Genomic DNA, 20992 nt, shown 5'->3' with positions numbered 1-20992 from the left:
GCGCGAGGGGCAGGGAGCGAGGGGCAGGCCGAGGGGCGGCGAACAGAAAACAGACAACAGATAACAGCTGACAGAATCTGAAATCTGTCAGCTGTTATCTGTTCGCTGTTATCTGTTCGCTGTTACCTGTCAGCCGTCAGCCGTCAGCCGTCAGCCGTCAGCCACCGAGGGTCACCCCTCCGCGCGGTCCCGCAGTCGCGGCAGCGGCACCGCGAGCAGCGCCGCCAGCAGGGCGATACGCGGCGCGAGCTGGTCCAGCTTGATGTACTCGTGCCGGGCGTGGGCGCCGGCGCCGACCGCGCCGAAACCGTCCAGTGTCGGCAGACCGCGCGAGCCGGGCAGGTTGGTGTCCCCGGCACCGCCGGCCGGGGCGCCGTCGAGCTGCTGCCCGAGCACCGCGGCGAGCGAACGCACGTGCCTGAGCAGTGGGTTACCGGTGCGCTCGGGCCAGGCCGGCCGGCTGGACAGCACCTCCGTCCGCACCCGCGCGCCCGGCCGCAACGCGGTCAGCCGCGCGAGGTTGTCGAGCGTGCGGCGCTGCGCCTCGGTGGTGGAGAAGCGCAGGCCGAGCTCCGCCTCGGCCCGTCCGGCGACCACGTTCGCCCGTGAACCCCCGCTGATCCGACCGGTGTTGAGCTCCGTACCGGGCTGGCCCGCGAGGTCGCGGACGAGCACCAGCTGGTCGACCAGCTCGTCCACCGCCGACACCCCGTCGTGGGCGTCGTTGCCCGCGTGGGCCTCCCGGCCGGTGACGGTGAGCCGCACCCGGGTACTGCCGCGCCGCGCGGTCTTCAACCGGCCGTCCGGATGCGGCGGCTCCAGTCCCAGGACGGCCGCCGCGCCCCGCAGTTGGCGCTCGACCAGGCCACGCCCGTCCGGACTGCCGACCTCCTCGTCGGACACCACGACCAGCCGTACGGTGCGGTGCGGCCGCTGCCCCAGGTCGGCGAGCAGCGCCAAGGCGCCCTCCAGGACGGCGAGTCCGCCCTTCATGTCGACCACCCCGGGCCCGGTGAGCCGCCCGTCCTGCTCGGTCACCGGCCAGTCCGCCAGGGTGCCGGCGGGCCAGACGGTGTCGTGGTGCCCCACGATCAGCAGGTGGGGCAGGGTCTCGTCCCGCCCCTCCCACTCCAGCACCAGGTGGTCACCGGCCGGTCCGGGTTCACGGCGGGCGGTTGCCCCGGTGGCCCGGAATCCGGACTCCAACTCCTCGGCGAGCGCGTCGAGTCGGGGCGCGTCACCACTCGGCGATTCGATCCGGGCCAGGTCCGCGCACCGCCGCCGGACGGCGCCGGCGAGGGTACGGGCCCGGGTGCTGAGCGCCTGCGGCAGTCCGGGCAGCGCAGCGGTGATGCTCGTCGCAGCGGCACCGGCGGCGACAGCGGCAACAGCGCCGGCGGATCCGACCGCCACCGCACTGGACTTCGCCATCACACCGGACTTCGCCGTGGTATCGACCTTCACCGCGGCCACCGACGCGGCCGTAGCACCGGGCCTGACCGCGGCACCGGTCGTGGACGTCGCGACCGGCGGGCTCTCGACAGCGGAACCGACGGTGGACGAACCAACGGTGGACGAACCGACCTTGGCGGAACCGCCCAGGGCGGCCAGGGCCTCACCGTCGGCCGCGGCGGGAACGGTCACGGGTACGCGGTCGGGTTCCGCGGCGCTGCCCGGTGCGGCCGGTGACCCGACGATCTGGGGACTCAACGCTCGCCTCCGCGGCCGCAGCCGGTATTCAGCGGCCGCACCGGCCGACCGCTCCCGCCCGGGTACCAGGCCCGGCCGGACCGCGCCGGTCGGCCGGGGGGCCGGACGGCCCGTCGGAACGGCCCGTCTGGTCCAAGTGCGGTGGAACGGTTGGGCGGCGTGCTTGGCATCTGCGTCCTCCTCGCTCGATCCGGTGGCCCCGGTTCCGCCCGGAGCCCCGTGGACGGCGGCTTCCTGGTGGCGGGCGCAAGGGCCGGACCGCCGCAGGGAAGCCGAGATGTGAGCCTAGAAGAACCGTTCGGTTTCCTGCGAGGTGGCCCTGCTCCCAGCGTGCCGGTACGGGCCCCGGTGCCGAGCACCCGTCGGCGGAAGCGGCGGGCGCTCGGCGGGCGGGCCCGGATCGACGCGCGGGCACGGTCGCCGGATCGCGCCCATCTCCACCATGGACCCGCCGCCCGGGTTCGGCAGCGCAAACCGCCAAGGCACGGCATTTCCACGCCGGATGGGTGACAGCGGCTCAGCGGGCGGTACCAACCGGAGGCACGCGACGGCTCAGGGAAGCCCGCGGCGACACCCGGACCGACGCCCGGGGAACATCCGTGTGAACACCGTCCGACGCTGCGCCCCGCCCTGCCCTCGCGAGCGCCCGCGGTCAGGCGCCGTCCCCGACGAGCCCCGCATCGCGTGCGAGCAGCGCCGCCTGGACCCGGTTGGCCACGCCGAGCGCGGTCAGGATCCGACTGACGTGCGCTTTGACGGTGCTCTCCCGCATTCCCAGGACGCCCGCGATCTCGGCGTTGGACAGCCCGTCGGCGAGCTCCCGCAGCACGTCGGTCTCGCGCGGGGTGAGCCCGGCGACCCGGGCCCGGGCGGCGACGGAGCGCGGCGCGCCGACCCGGTGGTACCGGTCGATCAGCCGTCGCGCGGCGGCGGGGTGCAGCATCCCCTGGCCGGCGGCGACCACGTGGACGGCGCGGGCGATCTCGGCGGGCGGGGTGTCCTTGAGCAGGAAGCCGTCCGCCCCGGCGGCGAGCGCCTGGTACACGTACTCGTCCAGGTCGAAGGTGGTGAGCGCGATGACCCGCGGGGCGTCTGGGAGTTGGCGCAGCCGCCGGGTCGCGGCGATCCCGTCGAGGCGGGGCATCCGGATGTCCATCAGCGCGACGTCGATCCGGCGGCCGCGGGCGAGCTCGACGGCCTGCAGCCCGTCGGCGGCCTCGGCGACCACGGTCAGGGCCGGGTCCTGGGCGAGGAGGTCGACCAGGCCGAGGCGCACCAGTGCGTCGTCGTCGACCACCATCGTGCGGATCATGCGGTGTCCTTCGGCTGCGGGGGCTTCTTCCGGGACGGCGACCTCGGCGACGGCGGCTCCGGTGACGGGGGCCTCGACGGCGTGACCTCCGGCGGCGGGACCTCCGGCGGCGCCACGGCGTGGGGTGGCGCCACGGCGTGGGATGGCGGCACGGACTGCGCCGGCCGGTCCGGCGCGGGCAGCCGGGCGGAGAGCCGGAAGCCGCCGGCACCGTCCGGCCCGGCGTCCAGGTGGCCGCCCAGCGCGCCGACCCGTTCGCCGAGGCCCACCAGCCCGTACCCACCACCCGAGACCGGCCCATTCGGCGTCGTCCCTCCGGGGCCGTTGCGGACCTCGACGGTGGTCGCCGGTGCCCCGTAGCCGACCCGGACGGTGACGGGCGCGGCGTGGGCGTGCTTGCGGGCGTTGGTCAGCGCCTCCTGGACCACCCGGTGCACGGCGAGCCGATGGGTGGTGGGCACGGCCTCCGGGTCTCCCGCCAGGGCGAGTTCGACCTGCTGCCCGGCCTGGTTCGCCTCGTCGATCAGGTCGGTGAGGTCGCGCAGCGCAGGTGCCGGGACAAGCGGCAGGACGGGAGGCGGGCCGGACAGCGGGACGGACGACTGGCCGGACAGCGCCCCGGTCGACGACCTGAACGGCGCGGACCACTCCCCGGACGGTACGGGCACGTCTGCCTCGGCAGCGGGCCGCTCCGGCGGTTCGGCGCGCAGGGCGCCCAGGACGTCGCGCAGATCGTCGAGCGAGCGGGCGGCGGTGGTGCGCAGGAGTTCGAGACGGTGGGTGAGCCGGTCCGGGTCGGCGGCGACGGTCCCGGCCCGGGCCTGGTCGCGCAGCACTCCGGCGTGCAGCACCAGCAGGCTCAGCCGGTGGGCCAGCACGTCGTGCATCTCCCGGGCGATCCGGGCGCGTTCGGCGGAGCGGGCCTGCTCGGCGCGCAACTCCCGCTCCCGCCGCAGGGTTTCGACCTGGGCGTGCAGCGTCCGGATCAGCACCCGGCGGCCGTGCAGCCACAGCCCGAAGGACAAGGTGGCCGCCTGGAGGAGGAGTTGGGAACCGGTCGTGCCGGCCCAGCCGACCAGCGAGTCCGCGGTGATCGCGCTGCCCACGGCGATCACCGCGCCGCCGGCCGCCGCCGGACCGACCCGGCCGAGGGAGGCCAGGTAGTAGACGCTGATCAAGCCCGGGAAGGCCCGGTTGAGCAGCCCGCCGGTGAGCACCGGCAGGACGGCCGAGGCGACGGGGTGACGGCGGGCGAGCAGCAGCGAGAGCGCGGCGAGCACGGCCACCGCCACCCGGGGCAGGCGCAGCGGGCCGTCGAGGTGCAGCCACTGGAAGACGCCCTCCTCGACGGCGAGCCCGAGGATCCCGAGCAGCAACAGGCTGTCGGCCCAGGGCCGGTGGTCCGGGCCGTACCAGCCGAGCAGGCCTGTGCGCATGGAGCTCCTCCCCGCCCGGTCCCGTCCACCCGCTCGAATGCTACGGGCGGACGGCGGCGCGGCACCCCCTCCTCCCGGACGTCGGCACCCTCGACTTTCGTCGGGGGTCGGCGCCGCTCACCGGCCGATCCGCGGCGTTCCCGCGCTCCCTAGCGTCGTCGACATGACGACCGAACAGCTCCACCCGAGCCCCGACTCCCCTCCGCAGCAGCACAGTTCAGCCGAAACGCACGACCGGCAGGGCGTGCACGACCAGCACAGCGCGCACGAAACGCACGACACGCACAGCACGCAAGCCGGGCAGGCCGCGCCCAGCACGCACGGCTCTCCGTACGGCGGGGACCGCCTGCTGTTCCTCGCCGAGGCCCTGCGCACCTTCCACGACACCGGCGCGCTGGCGCCGAGCGGACCGGCGCTGGTGAACGCCCTGGTGGTGCCGGCCACCAGCCGTCCGAACCGGCCGATCTCGGTGCTGGAGGTCGGCGCCGGCACGGGCGTGGTGACCCGCCGGCTGGCCCAGGTGCTGCGCCCCGGCGACCGGCTGCACGTGGTCGAGGCGAACCCGCGGTTCGCCGACCGGCTGCGGGAGGACCCGGTCCTGGCCGCGCGCCGGCCGGGGGTGGGGCTGCGACTGTCGACCTGCCGGGTGGAGGAGCTGCCGGAGGCGGCCGCGCCGACGGGGGCCGCGGACGAGCGGTACGACGTGATCGTGTCCGGGCTGCCGTTCACCAACTTCGAGCCGGCCCTGGTCCGGCGCATCCTCGACCTCTACCTGCGCCTGCTGGCCCCGGGCGGCGAGCTGACCTACTTCGGGTACCTCGGCACCACGACGGCCCGCACCCTCACCTCGGGCCCCCGTCGGGGCGCCCGCCACCGGGCGGTGGTGCGGCTGCTGCGGCGGTTCGAGGCGACGTACGGACTGGGCGAGCGCACGGTGTGGCGCAATCTGCCGCCCGCCCGGGCCCACCTGCTGCGCTCGCCGGGGCCGTACTCCTGACTCCAGGCGGCGTGACTCCTCGCGGCGCGACTCTTCGCGGCGCAACTCTTCGCGGCGCAACTCCTAGCGGGCATATCGCCACGAACAAATGACAAAAGACAGCGAACAGATTTTGAAATCTGTTCGCTGTCGTGCCATAGTGAGATCCGGGTCACACTGCCCCCGCCCTCCGGCGCCGCACCCGCCCCTGGAGCTCCCATGGCCTCGACCACCCGCCCCGCCCAGCGCCCCCTCGGCACCTCCGGCCCCGTCACCTCCGCCCTCGGCCTCGGCTGCATGGGCATGTCCGACCTCTACGGCCCGGCCGACGAGGCCGAGAGCATCGCCACCATCCACGCCGCCCTGGACGCCGGGATCACCCTCCTCGACACCGGCGACTTCTACGGCATGGGCCACAACGAGCTGCTGATCCACGAGGCCCTGCGCGGCCGCGACCGCGACAGCGTCCAGATCAGCGTGAAGTTCGGCGCCCAGCGCGGCCCCGACGGCCAGTGGCTCGGCTACGACACCAGCCCGGCCGCCACCAAGACCGCGCTGACGTACACCCTGCGCCGGCTGCGCACCGACCACATCGACGTCTACCGCCCCGCCCGGCTCGACCCCAAGGTCCCGATCGAGGAGACCGTCGGCGCCATCGCGGACCTGGTGAAGGACGGCTACGTCCGCCACATCGGCCTGTCCGAGGTCGGCGCCGACACCCTGCGCCGCGCCGCCGCCGTCCACCCGATCAGCGACCTGCAGATCGAGTACTCGCTGCTCAGCCGCTCCATCGAGGCGGCCGTCCTGCCCACCGCCCGCGAACTCGGGATCGGCATCACCGCGTACGGCGTGCTCTCCCGCGGCCTGCTCAGCGGCCACTGGAACCCGGACCGCTCGCTCGCCGGCACCGACTTCCGCACCGCCAGCCCCCGCTTCCAGGGCGACAACCTGACCCACAACCTCGCCCTGGTCGAGGCGCTGCGCGCGGTCGCCGACGCCAAGGGCGCCCGCGTCGCCCAGATCGCCATCGCCTGGGTGGCCTCGCGCGGCGAGGACGTCGTCACGCTGGTCGGCGCCCGCCGTCGCGACCGGCTGACCGAGGCGCTCGGCTCGCTGGACGTCACCCTCACCCCCGCCGACCTGGCCGCCATCGAGGCCGCCGTCCCCGCCGGGGCCGCGGCCGGCGACCGGTACGCTGCCGCGCAGATGGCGCGCCTGGACAGCGAGCGCTGACCGAGCCCGCGCTGACCGGCGAGAACCCTCCGCACCACCCGACCGCACGACCCTAAGGACGGCCCCGTGACCACGGACACCGCACTCACCGCCGAGCAGATCCTGATCGCGGCGGAGGAAGCCCTCCGGCGGTTCGGCCCGGCCAAGGCCACCGTCGTGGACGTCGCCCGGGAACTCGGCGTCAGCCACAGCAGCGTCTACCGCCACTTCCCCAGCAAGGCGGCGCTGCGGGAGGCGGTCACCCAGCGCTGGCTGAACCAGGCGCACTACGACCTGGAGATGGTCGCGAACGACGCCGGCGGCGCCGTCGAGCGCCTCCAGCGCTGGCTGACCACGCTGTTCGGGGCCAAGCGGAAGAAGGCACTGGACGACCCGGAGCTGTTCGCCACCTACCTGGTGCTGGCCGAGGAGAACAGCACGGTCGTCGACGCGCACGTCGAGACCCTGGTCAAGCAGATCGCCCAGATCGTCCACGACGGCATGGACGCCAAGGAGTTCCAGCTCGCCCACGTCCCCTCCACCGCTCGCGCGGTCTTCGACGCCACGGCCCCCTTCCACAACCCGGTCTTCGCCCACACCTGGTCCGAGCCGACCGCGGACGAGCGCTTCGCGGCGGTCTGGAAGCTCGTGCTCAGCGGCTTGAAGGGCAGGCCCGCCGAGCTGGTCCCCGAGCCGACGGAGTTCTGAGCGGGGCCCGTCCTCGTGCGGAGCGCGCCCCGAGCGGAGCCCGTCCCGTGCGAGGGCGGTGAGGCGTCGGCGGCCGGAGCGAAATCCGGTCGTCGGCGCCTCACCCTTTCAGGCAGACTGTCGCACCCAGTTGATCTCACTCGGAGGATGACATGCGTGCGGCCGGTCCCGTCCTGGACAGCCTGCGGGGGCTCGCGCTCGGCGACGCCTTCGGTGACCGGTGGTTCTCCGTCCCGGTGGACGAGGCACCCGCCGCCCTGGCGGATCGCCTGGTCCGCCCGGCGCCCTGGCACTGGACCGACGACACGGCGATGGCCCTCGTCCTGGTCCGCCACCTCGCCGCCCACGGCGAGGTCCGGCAGGACGCGCTGGCCGCCGGGTTCGCGGCCGAGTACGCCCGCGAGTACCAGCGCAAGTACGGCCCGTCGATGCACCGGGTGCTGCGCGGGATCGGCGCCGGCGGGAACTGGCTCGCCATCACCTCGGGCCAGTTCGAGGGCCAGGGCTCGTACGGGAACGGCGCCGCGATGCGGGTCGCCCCGCTGGGCGCCGGGTTCGCCGAGGACCTCGACGAGGTCGCCCGGCAGGCCGAACTCCAGGCGCTCACCACCCACTTCCACCCCGAGGCGGTCACCGGGGCGGTGGCGGTGGCACTCGCCGCGGCGCTCGCCGTCCGCAGCCGGGGCCACCGGGCGCCCGGTCGGACCGAGCTCCTCACCGAGGTCGCCGACCGGCTGCCGGAGAGCGACGTCCGCTCCGGCCTGCGGATCGCCGCCCGGCTGCCGGAGCACACCAGCGTCCGGCACGCCGCCAACGTGCTGGGCTCGGGGCTGATGATCTCCGCCCCGGACACCGTCCCCTTCGCCCTCTGGTCCGCCGCCGGGCACCTGGACTCACTGCCCGACGCGATCTGGCACACCCTGGAGGGCTGGGGCGACATGGACACCACCTGCGCCATCGCCGCCGGCGTGGTGGCCGCCCGCACCGGGCTAGCGGACGTACCGGCCGACTGGCTCGCGGCCTGCGAGGAGCTGCCGGAGTGGGCCGCCGACCGGTAGCCGGAACGCCGGAGGCGCCGGGCAGTCAGCTCCGGGCGGTCAACGCCGGGCAGTCACCGCCAGGCAGTCACCGCCGGGCGGTCAACGCCGGGCAAGGAAGCGGAGCACCCGGTAGCCGATGAGCAGGACCATCGCCCCGCCGATCGCCGACACCCAGGTCGTGACGTCGAGGAGGCCCACCCTCACCGTCCCGTGCATCCAGTGCAGGACGATCCAGGTGCCGATGTAGGAGCCGGTGATCCCGATCAAGGTGCTGCCGATCAGACCGCGCTCCCCCCTCGACATCGCCATCCTGGCCAGCGTCCCCGACACCAGGCCGAGCACGATCCACTCCATCCAGCTCATCCGCCGCCCCTTGCGTCATCGGTGTGACGAGACCCCGCCGCGCTCGTCCGTCAGCGGCGCGAGTTGCCGAACAGCAGCCGGTAGGCGATCAGCAGCACCAACGCGCCGCCGATCGCCGACACCCAGGTCGGCCCGTCGAAGAAGCGCGCCGTGATCGACCGGTGCAGGAAGTGCGACGCGATCCAGCCGCCGACGAAGGAGCCGGCGATCCCGATCAGGGTGGTCACGATCAGACCGCCCGGGTCCCTCCCGGGCAGCAGCAGCTTGGCCAGGGCCCCGGCCACCAGGCCCAGCACGATCCACGCGACGACGCTCATCCGAACCCGTCCCTCCCGTCCGTGGCGCGACGGCCCCGTCCCGCGCGCTCTGCCACGGAGGACGCCGACACCCACCGAGGCGGTTCCGGCCGACCCCGGCCGACGGCGGGATCCGGCCACCCGGAGCCGACCGGTCCGCGCGTGGCGTCCTTCCGGCCGGTCGTACCCGCCGAAATACTGCGGCCATGCGCATCCTGATCGCCACCGCCGGCTCCCGGGGCGACGTCGCACCCTTCACCGGGCTCGGCGTCCGCCTGCAGGCGGCCGGACATCAGGTGGCCGTCGCCACCCACGCCACCTTCGCCGACTCGGTACGGGCCGCTGGACTGGAGTTCCGTCCGCTGCCCGTCGACCCGCGGGCCGAACTCGCCTCCACCGAGGGCCGGCGACTGCTGCGGGCCGGCAGCGGGCCCGGCGTCGTCCTGCAACTCCTGCGCCTGGGGCGGAGGTTCATGCCCGCCCTCGGCGACGGCATCGCGGACGCGACGGCGCTCGGTGCCGACCTGCTGCTCACCACCAGCACCACCAGTGCGCTCGGCCAGGTCGCGGCCGAGGCGGCCGGCATCCCCACCATCGGGCTGTACCTCCAACCGCTCTCCCCCACCCGCGAGTTCGCCCCGGCCGTGACCGGCGCACGCTCGCTCGGACGGCCCGGCAACCTGCTCGCCGGCCACGCCGTCCAGGCGGCCACCGACCAACTGTTCGTGCCGGCCGTCCGCGGACTGCGCCGCCGGCTCGGGCTGCCGCCACTGGGCATCACCCGGGCCCGACGCGACCACCCCGTCCTGCACGGCTTCTCGCCGCGCGTCGTCCCCAGGCCGACGGACTGGCACCCCCGACTGGACGTGGCCGGGTACTGGTGGCCCGCCGGACCCGCGGGCTGGCAGCCCCCGCAGCGGCTGCTCGACTTCCTGGCCGCCGGACCGCCCCCGGTCTTCGTCGGCTTCGGCAGCCTGGTCGTGCCCGATCCCGAACGACTCACCGCGACCGTCCTCGCCGCCGGCCGCGCCGCCCGGGTGCGCCTCCTCCTGCAGTCCGGCTGGAGCGGCCTGGCCGCCGAGGACTCGGAGACCGTACTGACCATCGGCGACACCCCGCACGACTGGCTGTTCCCGCGCACCGCGGCCGTCGTCCACCACGCGGGCGCGGGCACCACGGCGGCCACCCTCCGCTCCGGCACCCCCACCGTCCCGGTGCCCGCCCAGCTGGACGCCCCCTTCTGGTCCGCGCGGCTCACCGCGCTCGGCGTCTCCCCCGGCCCGGTACCCCTGCGCGCCCTGACCCCCGCCCACCTGGCCGCCTCCATCCGCCAGGCCCTGGACGACCCCCGCTACCGCACCCGCGCCCGCTCCGTCGCAGCCGCCCTCGCCACCGAGGACGGCGCCGCCAAGGTCCTGGCCGCGGTGGAGGCGACGGGTGACGGGTGACAAATGACAGATGGCGGATAACAGATGACAGCGAACAGATTTCGAAATCTGTTCGCTGTCATCTGTTATCTGTTATCCGTTCGCTGACATCTGTCACCCGCCAGTTGTCACCCGCCCGCTGCTCCTTGTTCCTCCTGCCCCCGACCCGTTCCACCCCGTCCCTCTCCTCGCCCCGCGCTCAGCACCAGGTAGACCACCGCCGACGACGCGAGCCCCACCGCCCACCCGTAGTCCGCCAGCGGCTGGAGGAGCGGGACCAGGCCGTCCACCGGGAACGGCCCCTGCTTCACCCCGTGCGCGTCCACCGTCGAGTACGACCCCCCGACCGCCAGCAGACCGCCGACCAGCAGCGCGGTGACCGCCCGCCAGTTCCATCCGCCCACGTACCAGTAGGCGCCGAACGGCCGGTAGAGCTCGGCGAGTTGCAGCCGGGTGCGGCGCAGCAGCCAGTAGTCGGCGATCAGCACCCCGGCGACCGTCCCGAGCAGGCCGCCGACCACGCCCAGCCAGACGTAGATGTAGACGTGCGGGTCGGCGGTCAGCCTCCACGGGAAGATGGCGATCCCGACCACGCCGGTGATCAGCGCCCCGGTACGGAAGTTGACGAACCGGGGCACCAGGTTGGCCAGGTCGTACGCCGGGGAGACGACGTTGGCCGCGATGTTCACCGACAGCGTCGCGATCAGGACCGTCAGCAGCGCGAACAGGAGCGCCACCGGGCTCTCCATCTTCGCGGCGAGCTTGATCGGGTCCCACACCGGTTCGCCGTACACCGCCGCGGAGCCCGAGGTGACCAGCACCGACAGCAGCGCGAAGAGCGTCATCGTCGTCGGCAGACCGAGGGCCTGGCCACGGATCTGGGCCCGCTGACTGCCGCCGAAGCGGGTGAAGTCGGGGATGTTGAGCGCCAGCGTGGACCAGAAGCCGATCATCCCCATCAGCGACGGGAAGAAGACCTTCCAGAACCCGCCGCCCCAGCCCAGTTTCGACGGCTGGTCGAGCAACGGGCCGAGCCCGCCCGCCTTCATGCCGATCCAGACCAGCAGGGCGAGCGCGCCGACGATGACGAACGGCGCCGCCCAGTTCTCGAAGCGCCGTAGCGCCTCCATCCCCCGGGCGATGATGACCATCTCGATCAGCCAGAACAGCAGGAAGGAGGCCCACTGCGTCCACGGGTAGCCGCCGAACTCGGTTGCGGTCCGCCAGGATTCGCCGAGAAGCCGGCCCGCCAGCAGGAAGATCCCCTCACCCCCGATCCAGGTCTGGATGCCGAACCAGGCGCAGGCGACGGTCGCCCGGATGAGCGCGGGCAGATTGGCGCCACGCAGCCCGAACGAGGCCCGCGCGAACACCGGGAAGGGGATGCCGTACTTCGTCCCGGCGTGTCCGGTGAGGAGCATCGGCGCGAGCACGATCAGGTTGGCGAGCGCGATGGTCAGCACCGCCTGCTTCCAGTCCATCCCGAGCGCGACCAGGCCCGAAGCCAGCGTCCAGGAGGGGATGTTGTGGGCCATGCCGACCCAGAGCGCGAGGAAGTTGTAGGTGGTCCAGGTACGCCGCCGCACCGGGACCGGCCGGAGGTCGTCACTGGTGAAGCCGTTGGGAGGCAACACCCCTTCGGCCGGGTCGAGTTCGACCCGGCCGTCGGGATGCTGCCGCTGTCCGCCGCCGCCGGTCACGGTGTCGGCCATGGGCAACTCCCTTCTGCCACGGGCAGGATCAAGGAATCACAGGCTCAGGGGCCACAGACCCAGGGGGCCACGAACTCACGAGGCCGGCGGTTCAGAGGTGTGGGATGACGTCCGCCCCGTAGGCGTCGATGGTGGCCTCGACCGCGTCGTGCATGGCGTAGACGGCGAACTGGTCGACGCCGAGCGAGCGGAGTTCGGCGAGTCGGGCGCGCTGGGCCTCGACCGGTCCGATCAGGCAGAAGCGGTCGACGATCGCGTCCGGGACGAAGGCCGTGTCGGGGTTCCCGGCCCGTCCGTGGTGGCTGTAGTCGTAGCCCTGGCGGTCCTTGATGTACTCGGTGAGGGCGTCGGGTACCAGGTCGGAGTGTTCGCCGTAGTGGCTGACCAGATCGGCGACGTGGTTGCCGACCATCCCGCCGAACCACCGGCACTGCTCCCGGGCGTGGGCGAGCGCGGCGGGCGAGTCGTCGGCGGTGACGTACGCGGGAGCGGCGACGCAGATGGTGACGTCGGCCGGGTCCCGTCCCGCCTCGACGGCGGCCGCCCGGACGGCCTTGACCATGTACTCGGTGAGGTAGGGGTCGGCCAACTGGAGGATGAAGCCGTCTGCCTGACGTCCGGTCAGGGCTAGTGCCTTGGGCCCGTACGCGCCCATCCAGATCGGCAGCGAGGCGCCGGGGCCGACCCACGGCAGGTGCATCTCGGTGCCGTCCACCTCGGCGGTGCGTCCCTCGGCCAACTCCTTGACGGCGTGCATGGCTTGGGAGAGCCGGTCGAGGGTGGCGGGGCGTCGGCCTGCGACCCGCATGGCGGAGTCGCCGCGGCCGATGCCGCACACCGTCCGGTTGCCGTACATGTCGTTGAGGGTGGCGAACAGGGAGGCGGTGACCTCCCAGGTGCGGGTGGAGGGGTTGGTGACCATCGGGCCGACGGTGAGGCGCTCGGTCTCGGCCAGGATGCGGCTGTAGATGACGAAGGGCTCCTGCCACAGCACGCAGGAGTCGAAGGTCCAGCCGTGGCTGAACCCGGCCTGTTCGGCGCGGATCATCCGGTCGATGAGCAGGCGGGCCGGCGGGTCGGTCTGGAGGACGAGGCCGATGTCCATGGGGTGCTCCGGGAGAGGGGTGGGAGGGCGGCCCGGGGCCGGCGCACTCGGCGCGGCCCCGGGCGACGAAGGCGAGACGAAGGCGAAGCGAAGAGAAGGACAGGGAAGGGAAGGGGGGACGAGAACCGAAAGGAAGGCGAAGGGGATCAGGTCAGGTACTGGCAGGTGTCCCGGCGCAGGAAGGCGCCGTGTCCGGCCCGGCCGAGCCAGCGGCCGTCGTCCAGCACGACGGTGCCGCGCGAGAGCACCGTCCGGGCCCGGCCGGTGAGTCGGCGGCCCTCGTAGGCCGAGTAGTCCACGTTCATGTGGTGGGTGGCGGCGGAGACGGTCTGCACCGCGGTGGGGTCGTAGACGACGAGGTCGGCGTCGGCGCCGGGCGCGACGGTGCCCTTGCGCGGGTGCAGCCCGAACATCCGGGCCGGGGTGGTGCAGGCGATCTCGATCCAGCGGCGCCGGCTGATCCGTCCGTCCACGACGGCCTGGTGCAGCAGGTCCATCCGGTTCTCCACGCCCGGGAGGCCGTTGGGGATCTTCGAGAAGTCGCCGCGGCCGAGTTCCTTCTGCCCGACGTAGCAGAACGGGCAGTGGTCGGTGGAGACCACCTGGAGGTCGTTGGTGCGCAGCCCGCGCCAGAGCGCCTCCTGGTGCTCGCGCGGCCGGAGCGGCGTGCTGCACACGTACTTGGCGCCCTCGAAGCCGTCGGCGCCCTCCTCGGCGAGATTGTCGGTGGAGAGGAAGAGGTACTGGGGGCAGGTCTCGCCGAAGACGGGGAGCCCGGCGTCGCGGGCCCGGGCGAGTTCGTCGAGCGCCGAGGCGGCGGAGACGTGCACCACGTAGAGCGGACTGCCGGCCACCTGGGCGAGCTTGATCGCCCGGTGGGTGGCCTCGGCCTCCAGGAGTTCGCGCCGGACCTCGCCGTGGTAGCGGGGGGCGGTCCGCCCGGCGGCGAGGGCCTGTTCGACCAGGACGTCGATGGCGATGCCGTTCTCGGCGTGCATCATGATCAGCCCGCCGTTGGCCGCGCCGCGCTGCATGGCGCGCAGGATGCGGCCGTCGTCGCTGTAGAAGACGCCGGGGTAGGCCATGAAGAGCTTGAAGGAGGTGGACTCGCCGGAGTCGACCAGCGTGTCCATCTCCTTGAGGACGGCGTCGTTGACGTCCGAGACGATGGTGTGGAAGGCGTAGTCGATCGCGCAGTTGCCCTCGGCCTTGGCGTGCCAGGCGTCCAGGCCCTCGCGCAGCGCCCCGCCGACGGGCTGGACCGCGAAGTCGACGACGGTGGTGGTGCCGCCCCAGGCGGCGGCGCGGGTGCCGGTCTCGAAGGTGTCGGAGGCGGCGGTGCCGCCGAACGGCAGCTCCATGTGGGTGTGGGCGTCGACGCCGCCCGGGATGACGTAGTGGCCGGTGGCGTCGATGACGGTGTCGGCGGTCCAGGCCTCGGCGGCGGCGCTGCCGGTGGCGGCCAGGGCGGCGACGCGCTCGCCCTCGATCAGGACGTCGGCGTGGAGTTCGTCGGTGGCGGTGATGACGAGGCCGCCGCGGACGACGGTGCGCTGCTGCGGGTCACGGGTGGTCATCGCGCTGCTCCTCAGGCCTCGGCGAGGGGTCCGTAGGCGTCGGGCCGGCGGTCGCGGTAGAACGCCCACTGCTGGCGGACCTGTTCGATCAGGCCGAGGTCGAGGTCGCGGACGACCAGTTCCTCCTCCTTGTCGGAGGCGGCCTCGCCGACGAACTGGCCGCGCGGGTCGACGAAGTAGGAGGTGCCGTAGAAGTCGTTGTCGCCGTACTCCTCGGTGCCGACCCGGTTGATGGCGGCGACGAAGTACTCGTTGGCGACGGCGGCGGCGGGCTGTTCGAGCTGCCAGAGGTAGGCGGACAGGCCGCGGCTGGTGGCGGAGGGGTTGTAGACGATCTGCGCGCCGGCCAGGCCCAGGGCGCGCCAGCCCTCGGGGAAGTGCCGGTCGTAGCAGATGTAGACGCCGACCTTGCCGACGGCGGTGTCGAAGACGGGCCAGCCGAGGTTGCCGGGCTTGAAGTAGTACTTCTCCCAGAAGCCCTTGACCTGCGGGATGTGGTGCTTGCGGTACTTGCCGAGGTAGCTGCCGTCCGCGTCGATCACCGCGGCGGTGTTGTAGTAGACGCCGGTCTGCTCCTCCTCGTAGACCGGTACGACGATCACCATGCCCAGTTCGCGGGCGAGGTCCTGCATCCGGCGCACGGTCGGCCCGTCGGGGACGGCCTCGGCCCAGCGGTAGTGCTCGGGTTCCTGGACCTGACAGAAGTACGGGGCGTTGAACACCTCCTGGAAGCCGATGATCTTCGCGCCCTGGGCGGCGGCCTCGCGGGCGTACCGCTCGTGGAGCGCGATCATGCTCTCCTGGTCGCCGGTCCAGCGGGTCTGGACGAGCGCGGCACGGACGATCTGCGACATGGGTACCTCCGCAACTCCGCGTCCCGGCCGTGCGGTCGGGCCCGCGGTCTGAGGGTTGACGGGGCGGGTCTCGCCCGCGGCTCCGCTCGGGGGCCGCGGGGGTCTACGGGAAGGGTCTACGTGCGTAGAAGGCGCGATCTGTAGACGGTAGGCCGGGCTTCGGTCGCCTGACAATACGTCGGCGGTAACGCCTGCGGGGCGATCTTGTTACGCGGACACGCGGGTGGCCATGGGTGGGATGAAATGCTCATCTACCCCATTGGTGGCCTCCTTACTCATTCGAGTGAAAGCGGGCGCCGGGGGTGCGGAATCGGCCACGACAGGGTAAAACGCGCCTTGACGGTGCGACAGATCGTCATCTGGCGCGCGTACGGGGCGACTTCGGTGATCATGAGCTGATCATCCGGCGATCGGGTGCGGGGCCGGATGCGGGATCGGCCACGGGGATCGACGGTCGGCCGGGGGCCGAACGGGGGGTGGTACTGATGACAGCGACGGACGAGCGCGCGGAGCGCACGTCGGGTACGTCGGGCACGGCGGGCATGCCGGCGGGGCGGCCGCCCGCGCTGCCGGCCTGGGCCGGCCTGCTGCTCGCTCTCGGTGCCCTGCTGCCGCTCGCCGCCGGCCTCCTCCTCGCCCCCGGGCAGGTGCCGCGGGCCGGGCTGACGGCCCTGCGCCTGGCCGGCTCCCGGGCGGCGGCCGAGGCGGTGGTCGGCGGGAGCTCCGGAGCGTACCGGGCCGCCCTGGGCGACGAGCCCTGGCTGATCGCCGGCTACGGGCTGACGCTGACGGCCGCGGCCCTGCTGGGCGGGTACGTGCTCGGGCGGCGCCGCCGGCTCGGGCCGGCCCTGATGGTCGGGGCCGCCGGGCTGCTCGCCGCCGGCTGCGACCTCGCCGCCGACGTCCTGCTGCGCCTGGGGCTCGACCACGCCGACTCCGACACCCCCTTCGCGGTGGCGGCGGCGCTCACCACCGTCAGCCGGCTGCTGCTCCTGCCCGCCGGGGTGGCGGCCGCGGCCCTGCTCGCGGTGACGGCCGCCAGGGCCGCCCGCGGGTTGCGCGCCACGGCGGTGAAGCCGGGTGACGACGCCGACCCGGACCGCCCGGCGCTGATACCGCCCTGGCCCGTCCTCACCCGGCACGGCCGCCCGCTGCACGGGCCCCGGCACGGGCTCCGGCACGCGTCCCGGTCCGAACCACCGCACGAACCACCCCACGAACCGCCGCGCGACTCCCGGCGACCGGAGGCCGCGACGCCACCCGACGCTCCCGGCGCCCACGCCCACTGGCGGGACGCCGGCCGGGTGCCGCCCGGCCGCGAGCCCGCCGAGCTGGGCTTCTGCGCCTCGGGCGGCGGCATCCGCTCGGCCTGCGTCACGCTCGGCGCGCTCCAGGCCCTGCGCCCGTGGCTGAAACGGGCCCGCTACCTGGTCTCCGTCTCCGGCGGCGGGTACACCGTGGGCGCGCTGCAGCTCGCGCTCAGCGACTCCGCCCCCGGCAGCCCGGTCCGCGCCGTCTCGGGCCTGACGGCCGACACGGTCCTGGAGCCCGGCTCCCCGGAGGAGGACCACCTCCGCCGCCACAGCAAGTACATCGCCGACGGCACCGGCGAGTGGCTGGTCGCCCTCGGCACGCTGCTGCGCGGCGTGCTCTCGGCGCTCACCCTGCTGCTGGCCGCCGTGCTGGTGCTCGGCCTCGGCCTCAGCCGCTTCTACCACGCCGTCCCGGTCACCGACCTGGACGCCCTGGCCGCCGCCGGCCTGCGCCACCCGGGCGCCGTGCCGGGCGGGTTGGAGTTCCGCGCCCCCGCCCTGGCCGCCCTCGGCGTGGTACTGGGCGCGGCGGCCTGCTGCTGGCTGCTCTGGCTGCTGGCCTTCCCACCGCTCGGCTGGCACGCGCTGCTGCCGCGCGCGCTGCGCCGGCTCAACTACGCCGCGCTCGCGCTGGCCGGGCTGCTGGCCCTCGGGGTGCTGGCGGTGCCGGGCCTGGCCTGGGGCGCGGTCCGGCTCCAGCAGGCGCTGGCGGCCGGCCCGCGACTGACCGGCGCGGGGCTCAGCCTGACCGTGGTGCTCAGCTACCTCGCCCTGCTGCTCGGCATACTCTGGCGCGACCGCCGGGCGATCGGCAGCGGCGTGCGCGCGGCCGCCGGGGCGCTGCGCGGCGCCGGCCGGATCGGCGGCGGGCTGACCGCCAACCTCCCGCAGTACCTGGTGGTCTGGGCCGCCCTCGGCACCCTGACGGCCGGTGCGCTGCTGGCCCTCGGCTGGGCGATCGCCACCGGGTACGCCTGGCCGACGGCCGTCCAGGTGCTGCTGCCGCTGGTGCTCGGCGCCGTCGGTCTCAACCTCGACCAGACCTGGATGAGCCTGCACCCGTTCTACCGGCTGCGCCTGGCCTCGGCCTTCGCCGTCCGCCGGGCCACCGAGGGCGGCCGCTCGCTCGCCCGCCGGTACGACTTCTACCGGGAGCAGACCTGGCTGAGCCACTACGGCGCCCGGCACCCCGACTTCCCCCAGGTGATCTTCTCGGCGGCGGCCAACCTGTCGGGCAACTCCCGTACGCCGCCCGGCCGTCGGGCGGTCTCCTTCTCCCTCTCGTACGACTACGTGGGCGGCCCGGACGTCGGCTACGCGCGCACCGACCTGCTGGAGCGGCGGACTCGTCGGCACATCGCCCGCGACCTCACCGTGCAGTCCGCGATGGCCGTCTCCGGCGCCGCCTTCTCCTCCGCGATGGGCCGCCAGTCCCGGGTCTACCAGGGCCTGTTCGCGGTCACCAACGCCCGGCTCGGGACGTGGCTGCCCAACCCGGCGGAGCTCGGCCCGGCCTGGTCCGGCACGCCCGACTGGCGCCGCGCCGGGGAGCCCGCCGTACGCCGACTGCCCTACCAGCTCCGCGAACTGACCGGCCGGTTCCCGGCGGACGACCGCTTCCTGCTCACCACCGACGGCGGGCACTACGAGAACCTCGGGCTGGTCGAACTGCTACGGCACCGGGTCCAGACGGCAGTGAGCATCGACGCCAGCGGGGACTCCGGCTACGCCGCCAACCTGGCCGCCGCCATCACCCTGGCCCGCGAGGAGCTCGGCGTCGTCATCACCCTGCACCGACCGGAGCTGCTGATCCCGGGCAGCGCCACCACCGGCCGCACCCCCGACGGGGGCCACGGCAGCGACCCCGGCAGCGACCACGACGGGGCCGGTGCCGACGGGACCGACGCCGACGGCGGCACGCCCCTGCGCGGGCTGGCGGCCCAGCTCTCCGAACGGCTCTCGGCCCGGGGCGTGATCACCGGGGACGTCCGCTACCCGGCCATCGACGGCGAGCCCGACTCCGAACGGCACGGCACGCTGATCGTCCTCCAGGCGGTGCTGACCGCCGACATGCCGTACGAGCTGCAGTCCTACGCGGTGACCCACCCGGCCTTCCCGAACGACGGCACCAGCGACCAGTGGTTCGACCACCAGCAGTTCGACGCCTACCAGACGCTCGGCCGCTACCTGGGCGAGCAGGCCGGCCCGGTGATCGAACGGGCGCTGTCCGCCGCTGCGGCGGCCACCGCGACACCCGCACCCGTGCCCGCGCAGCCGCGGGGCGAAGAGCCCACAGCACCCGAGCGGCCCGCCGAGGACCGGACCGGGAGCTGAGCAGGGAGCTGAGCAGGGAGCCAGGCAGGGAGCCGGGCAGCAGGCTGCGCAGCGCGCTGAGCCGGCTCCCCGGCCGGGGCGTCGGGCCGCCCGTTCACGGGGCGCAACAGGCCGCAACGAACGGGCGCCCCGGCTTGACTTCGTGCGACCGGCTCGGAAAAGATCCGGGGCATGGACTCCGGCACCACTCTGGTTTGCCGCCTGCACGTCGATCTGCGACGCCAGGCGAGTTCCATCTGTGCCTGTTGACCCTGTTCCACTTCGCCGGTTCCGCCCTGTGACCACTGCCAGGACCCGCACCGCGCACCCGTACCCGCAGTCCTGAAACCCGCCCGCCCGGCGGCACCGCCCGTGCCGTGCCCGGCCGAGCACGGGCCGCTCCGCCGGCCCGCGGCCCGCAGCCCGCGGCCCCGCCGCCGGATCCGAGCGCCCCTCCCGACGTTCCCGCCGCACCCGAGGACGCCTCATGAGCCTGGACCTCGCAACCGAGACCCCGACCCGCCGCCCCGAGCAACCACCGGCCGCCGGCCCCGCCACGGGCGCCACCACCGCCCCGGTCACCGGCCCCACGACCGGCCCCGCCGCCGACCCCGCACAGCCCCCGCTCAGCCCGAGCACCCTGCGGACCGTGGTCCGCGAGCTCGCCGAGCGGCCCGACCAGTGGATCCACCTGGTCCGGCTCTCCACCGAGGAGCGCTGGTACCAGCGGCTGGTCGCCGACGACGACCACGAGGTCTGGCTGATCAGCTGGCTGCCCGGCCAGTCGACCGGCTTCCACGACCACGGCGGTTCGCGCGGCGCGTTCACCGTCGCACTCGGCGAGCTGGAGGAGCTGTCCCTCGGCGGCCCCGACCAGGGCCTGCTGATCCGCAGGGTCCCGGCCGGCACCGCCCGCGCCTTCGGCCCGGAGTACGTGCACGACGTGCGCAACACCGCCTCGGGCCCGGCGGTCACCCTGCACGCCTACTCGCCCCCGCTGAGCTCGATGGCGCACTACGACCTGCGGGCCGGCGGGCTCGTCCGCACCTCTGAGGAAGGACCGGAGCAATGGTGACCACGATCGACGACCTGGTGGAGCGGGCCCGCGAGGGCGTCCACCGCCCGCGCGCCCGGGAGGCGTACCAGGCCCAGCTGGACGGCGCGCTGCTGGTGGACATCCGTCCGGTGGCGCAGCGGGCCGCCGAGGGCGGGATCCCCGGCGCGCTGGTGATCGAGCGCAACGTGCTGGAGTGGCGGCTCGACCCTACGGGCAGTCACCGGATCCCCGAGGCCTCGGGCTACGACGTCGAGGTGATCGTGGTCTGCTCCGAGGGCTACGCCTCCAGTCTGGCCGCGGCCTCGCTGCGCGAGCTCGGGCTGCACCGGGCGACGGATCTCGACGGCGGTTTCGTCGGCTGGGCGGCGTCCGGGCTGCCGACCCGTCCGGGCGACTGAACCCGAGGTCACATGGGGTGTTCCCGGGCGGCTGAGCCCGGGTCACCTCCCGGGCCGGCGGGCCGCCGGGCCGGGAGTCACGCCACGTGCCGGGCGGTAAATCAGGGACAGGAGATGATGCAGGTCATAGTCTGATCAGAGTTTCCGCCGGTCCGAAGCTGGGCAGCCAGGCGGGCGGAAGAA

The 20992-nt window shown here is 74.0% G+C and carries 18 protein-coding genes; 9 read left to right on the top strand and 9 right to left on the bottom strand.

Features of this window, described 5'->3' with window-relative positions; translation table 11 throughout:
- Nucleotides 1-171: 171 nt before the first annotated feature.
- The 3 genes from ACFXOZ_RS16575 to ACFXOZ_RS16565 all read right to left on the bottom strand — a co-directional run bounded on the left by ACFXOZ_RS16575 (nucleotide 172) and on the right by ACFXOZ_RS16565 (nucleotide 4458).
- The gene (locus ACFXOZ_RS16575; RefSeq protein WP_380591002.1) at nucleotides 172-1644 is read right to left on the bottom strand and encodes a M20 family metallopeptidase; all 1473 of its coding nucleotides are present in this window, start codon (nucleotides 1642-1644) and stop codon (nucleotides 172-174) included.
- Nucleotides 1645-2362: 718 nt separating this feature from the next.
- Nucleotides 2363-3022: a response regulator gene (locus tag ACFXOZ_RS16570; protein ID WP_380590999.1), complete on the bottom strand. Its 660-nt coding sequence runs from the start codon at nucleotides 3020-3022 to the stop codon at nucleotides 2363-2365.
- Complete coding sequence (locus ACFXOZ_RS16565; protein ID WP_380590996.1) at nucleotides 3019-4458, bottom strand: sensor histidine kinase; 1440 nt, start codon at nucleotides 4456-4458, stop codon at nucleotides 3019-3021. The genes ACFXOZ_RS16570 and ACFXOZ_RS16565 overlap by 4 nt, the downstream gene beginning before the upstream one ends.
- A 163-nt stretch (nucleotides 4459-4621) precedes the next feature.
- On the opposite strand from ACFXOZ_RS16565, the gene ACFXOZ_RS16560 reads away from it, so the two are divergent.
- The 4 genes from ACFXOZ_RS16560 to ACFXOZ_RS16545 all read left to right on the top strand — a co-directional run bounded on the left by ACFXOZ_RS16560 (nucleotide 4622) and on the right by ACFXOZ_RS16545 (nucleotide 8412).
- Nucleotides 4622-5455, top strand: coding sequence for a class I SAM-dependent methyltransferase (locus ACFXOZ_RS16560; RefSeq protein WP_380590993.1), 834 nt, complete (start codon nucleotides 4622-4624; stop codon nucleotides 5453-5455).
- A gap of 198 nt (nucleotides 5456-5653) precedes the next feature.
- Nucleotides 5654-6667, top strand: a complete 1014-nt coding sequence (locus tag ACFXOZ_RS16555) for an aldo/keto reductase (RefSeq protein ID WP_380590990.1) — start codon at nucleotides 5654-5656, stop codon at nucleotides 6665-6667.
- Between the two features lie 66 nt (nucleotides 6668-6733).
- Nucleotides 6734-7354 carry a TetR family transcriptional regulator gene (locus ACFXOZ_RS16550; RefSeq protein ID WP_380395915.1) on the top strand — a complete coding sequence of 207 codons (621 nt, stop codon included), beginning with the start codon at nucleotides 6734-6736 and terminating at the stop codon, nucleotides 7352-7354.
- A gap of 152 nt (nucleotides 7355-7506) precedes the next feature.
- Nucleotides 7507-8412, top strand: a complete 906-nt coding sequence (locus tag ACFXOZ_RS16545) for an ADP-ribosylglycohydrolase family protein (protein ID WP_380590987.1) — start codon at nucleotides 7507-7509, stop codon at nucleotides 8410-8412.
- An 81-nt stretch (nucleotides 8413-8493) separates the two neighbouring features.
- On the opposite strand, the gene ACFXOZ_RS16540 is transcribed toward ACFXOZ_RS16545, so the two are convergent.
- Both ACFXOZ_RS16540 and ACFXOZ_RS16535 read right to left on the bottom strand, forming a co-directional pair.
- Nucleotides 8494-8757, bottom strand: coding sequence for a GlsB/YeaQ/YmgE family stress response membrane protein (locus tag ACFXOZ_RS16540; RefSeq protein WP_375890643.1), 264 nt, complete (start codon nucleotides 8755-8757; stop codon nucleotides 8494-8496).
- Nucleotides 8758-8807: 50 nt separating this feature from the next.
- Nucleotides 8808-9074 carry a GlsB/YeaQ/YmgE family stress response membrane protein gene (locus ACFXOZ_RS16535; protein ID WP_375890644.1) on the bottom strand — a complete coding sequence of 89 codons (267 nt, stop codon included), beginning with the start codon at nucleotides 9072-9074 and terminating at the stop codon, nucleotides 8808-8810.
- Between the two features lie 185 nt (nucleotides 9075-9259).
- On the opposite strand from ACFXOZ_RS16535, the gene ACFXOZ_RS16530 reads away from it, so the two are divergent.
- Nucleotides 9260-10501, top strand: coding sequence for a glycosyltransferase (locus ACFXOZ_RS16530; RefSeq protein ID WP_380590984.1), 1242 nt, complete (start codon nucleotides 9260-9262; stop codon nucleotides 10499-10501).
- A 107-nt stretch (nucleotides 10502-10608) separates the two neighbouring features.
- On the opposite strand, the gene ACFXOZ_RS16525 is transcribed toward ACFXOZ_RS16530, so the two are convergent.
- The 4 genes from ACFXOZ_RS16525 to ACFXOZ_RS16510 all read right to left on the bottom strand — a co-directional run bounded on the left by ACFXOZ_RS16525 (nucleotide 10609) and on the right by ACFXOZ_RS16510 (nucleotide 15728).
- Nucleotides 10609-12192 carry an NCS1 family nucleobase:cation symporter-1 gene (locus ACFXOZ_RS16525; protein ID WP_380590981.1) on the bottom strand — a complete coding sequence of 528 codons (1584 nt, stop codon included), beginning with the start codon at nucleotides 12190-12192 and terminating at the stop codon, nucleotides 10609-10611.
- 91 nt (nucleotides 12193-12283) lie between these two features.
- Entirely contained in the window at nucleotides 12284-13297 is a 1014-nt protein-coding gene (locus tag ACFXOZ_RS16520) for a TIGR03842 family LLM class F420-dependent oxidoreductase (RefSeq protein WP_380520935.1), read from the bottom strand.
- 146 nt (nucleotides 13298-13443) lie between these two features.
- Entirely contained in the window at nucleotides 13444-14874 is a 1431-nt protein-coding gene (gene hydA / locus ACFXOZ_RS16515; RefSeq protein ID WP_380590978.1) for a dihydropyrimidinase, read from the bottom strand.
- A gap of 11 nt (nucleotides 14875-14885) precedes the next feature.
- Entirely contained in the window at nucleotides 14886-15728 is an 843-nt protein-coding gene (locus ACFXOZ_RS16510; protein WP_375890653.1) for a nitrilase-related carbon-nitrogen hydrolase, read from the bottom strand.
- A 485-nt stretch (nucleotides 15729-16213) separates the two neighbouring features.
- On the opposite strand from ACFXOZ_RS16510, the gene ACFXOZ_RS16505 reads away from it, so the two are divergent.
- The 4 genes from ACFXOZ_RS16505 (at nucleotide 16214) to ACFXOZ_RS16490 (ending at nucleotide 20809) form a co-directional block, all read left to right on the top strand.
- Nucleotides 16214-19375, top strand: coding sequence for a hypothetical protein (locus ACFXOZ_RS16505; protein WP_380590975.1), 3162 nt, complete (start codon nucleotides 16214-16216; stop codon nucleotides 19373-19375).
- Between the two features lie 171 nt (nucleotides 19376-19546).
- A complete protein-coding gene (locus tag ACFXOZ_RS16500; RefSeq protein ID WP_101948289.1) occupies nucleotides 19547-19624 on the top strand; it encodes a putative leader peptide in 78 nt (25 codons plus the stop codon).
- 217 nt (nucleotides 19625-19841) lie between these two features.
- Nucleotides 19842-20429 carry a cysteine dioxygenase gene (locus tag ACFXOZ_RS16495; protein ID WP_380520929.1) on the top strand — a complete coding sequence of 196 codons (588 nt, stop codon included), beginning with the start codon at nucleotides 19842-19844 and terminating at the stop codon, nucleotides 20427-20429.
- Complete coding sequence (locus ACFXOZ_RS16490; RefSeq protein WP_375890658.1) at nucleotides 20423-20809, top strand: rhodanese-like domain-containing protein; 387 nt, start codon at nucleotides 20423-20425, stop codon at nucleotides 20807-20809. Before ACFXOZ_RS16495 ends, ACFXOZ_RS16490 begins: the two co-directional genes overlap by 7 nt.
- The last annotated feature ends 183 nt before the right edge of the window (nucleotides 20810-20992 follow it).

Origin of the sequence: Kitasatospora sp. NPDC059160, from assembly GCF_042755465.1 — a bacterium.
Classification (GTDB): Bacteria; Actinomycetota; Actinomycetes; order Streptomycetales; family Streptomycetaceae; genus Kitasatospora.
The sequence above is the reverse complement of the archived record's forward strand: the minus strand, read 5'-3'. Positions and strand labels throughout refer to the sequence as shown.

Coding starts and splice junctions, on each gene's coding strand:
- ACFXOZ_RS16570 (WP_380590999.1), bottom strand. CDS start 3,022: ATGATCCGCACGATGGTGGTCGACGACGACGCACTGGTGCGCCTCGGC.
- ACFXOZ_RS16565 (WP_380590996.1), bottom strand. CDS start 4,458: ATGCGCACAGGCCTGCTCGGCTGGTACGGCCCGGACCACCGGCCCTGG.
- ACFXOZ_RS16560 (WP_380590993.1), top strand. CDS start 4,622: ATGACGACCGAACAGCTCCACCCGAGCCCCGACTCCCCTCCGCAGCAG.
- ACFXOZ_RS16555 (WP_380590990.1), top strand. CDS start 5,654: ATGGCCTCGACCACCCGCCCCGCCCAGCGCCCCCTCGGCACCTCCGGC.
- ACFXOZ_RS16545 (WP_380590987.1), top strand. CDS start 7,507: ATGCGTGCGGCCGGTCCCGTCCTGGACAGCCTGCGGGGGCTCGCGCTC.
- ACFXOZ_RS16540 (WP_375890643.1), bottom strand. CDS start 8,757: ATGAGCTGGATGGAGTGGATCGTGCTCGGCCTGGTGTCGGGGACGCTG.
- ACFXOZ_RS16535 (WP_375890644.1), bottom strand. CDS start 9,074: ATGAGCGTCGTCGCGTGGATCGTGCTGGGCCTGGTGGCCGGGGCCCTG.
- ACFXOZ_RS16530 (WP_380590984.1), top strand. CDS start 9,260: ATGCGCATCCTGATCGCCACCGCCGGCTCCCGGGGCGACGTCGCACCC.
- ACFXOZ_RS16525 (WP_380590981.1), bottom strand. CDS start 12,192: ATGGCCGACACCGTGACCGGCGGCGGCGGACAGCGGCAGCATCCCGAC.
- ACFXOZ_RS16520 (WP_380520935.1), bottom strand. CDS start 13,297: ATGGACATCGGCCTCGTCCTCCAGACCGACCCGCCGGCCCGCCTGCTC.
- hydA (WP_380590978.1), bottom strand. CDS start 14,874: ATGACCACCCGTGACCCGCAGCAGCGCACCGTCGTCCGCGGCGGCCTC.
- ACFXOZ_RS16510 (WP_375890653.1), bottom strand. CDS start 15,728: ATGTCGCAGATCGTCCGTGCCGCGCTCGTCCAGACCCGCTGGACCGGC.
- ACFXOZ_RS16505 (WP_380590975.1), top strand. CDS start 16,214: ATGACAGCGACGGACGAGCGCGCGGAGCGCACGTCGGGTACGTCGGGC.
- ACFXOZ_RS16500 (WP_101948289.1), top strand. CDS start 19,547: ATGGACTCCGGCACCACTCTGGTTTGCCGCCTGCACGTCGATCTGCGA.
- ACFXOZ_RS16495 (WP_380520929.1), top strand. CDS start 19,842: ATGAGCCTGGACCTCGCAACCGAGACCCCGACCCGCCGCCCCGAGCAA.
- ACFXOZ_RS16490 (WP_375890658.1), top strand. CDS start 20,423: ATGGTGACCACGATCGACGACCTGGTGGAGCGGGCCCGCGAGGGCGTC.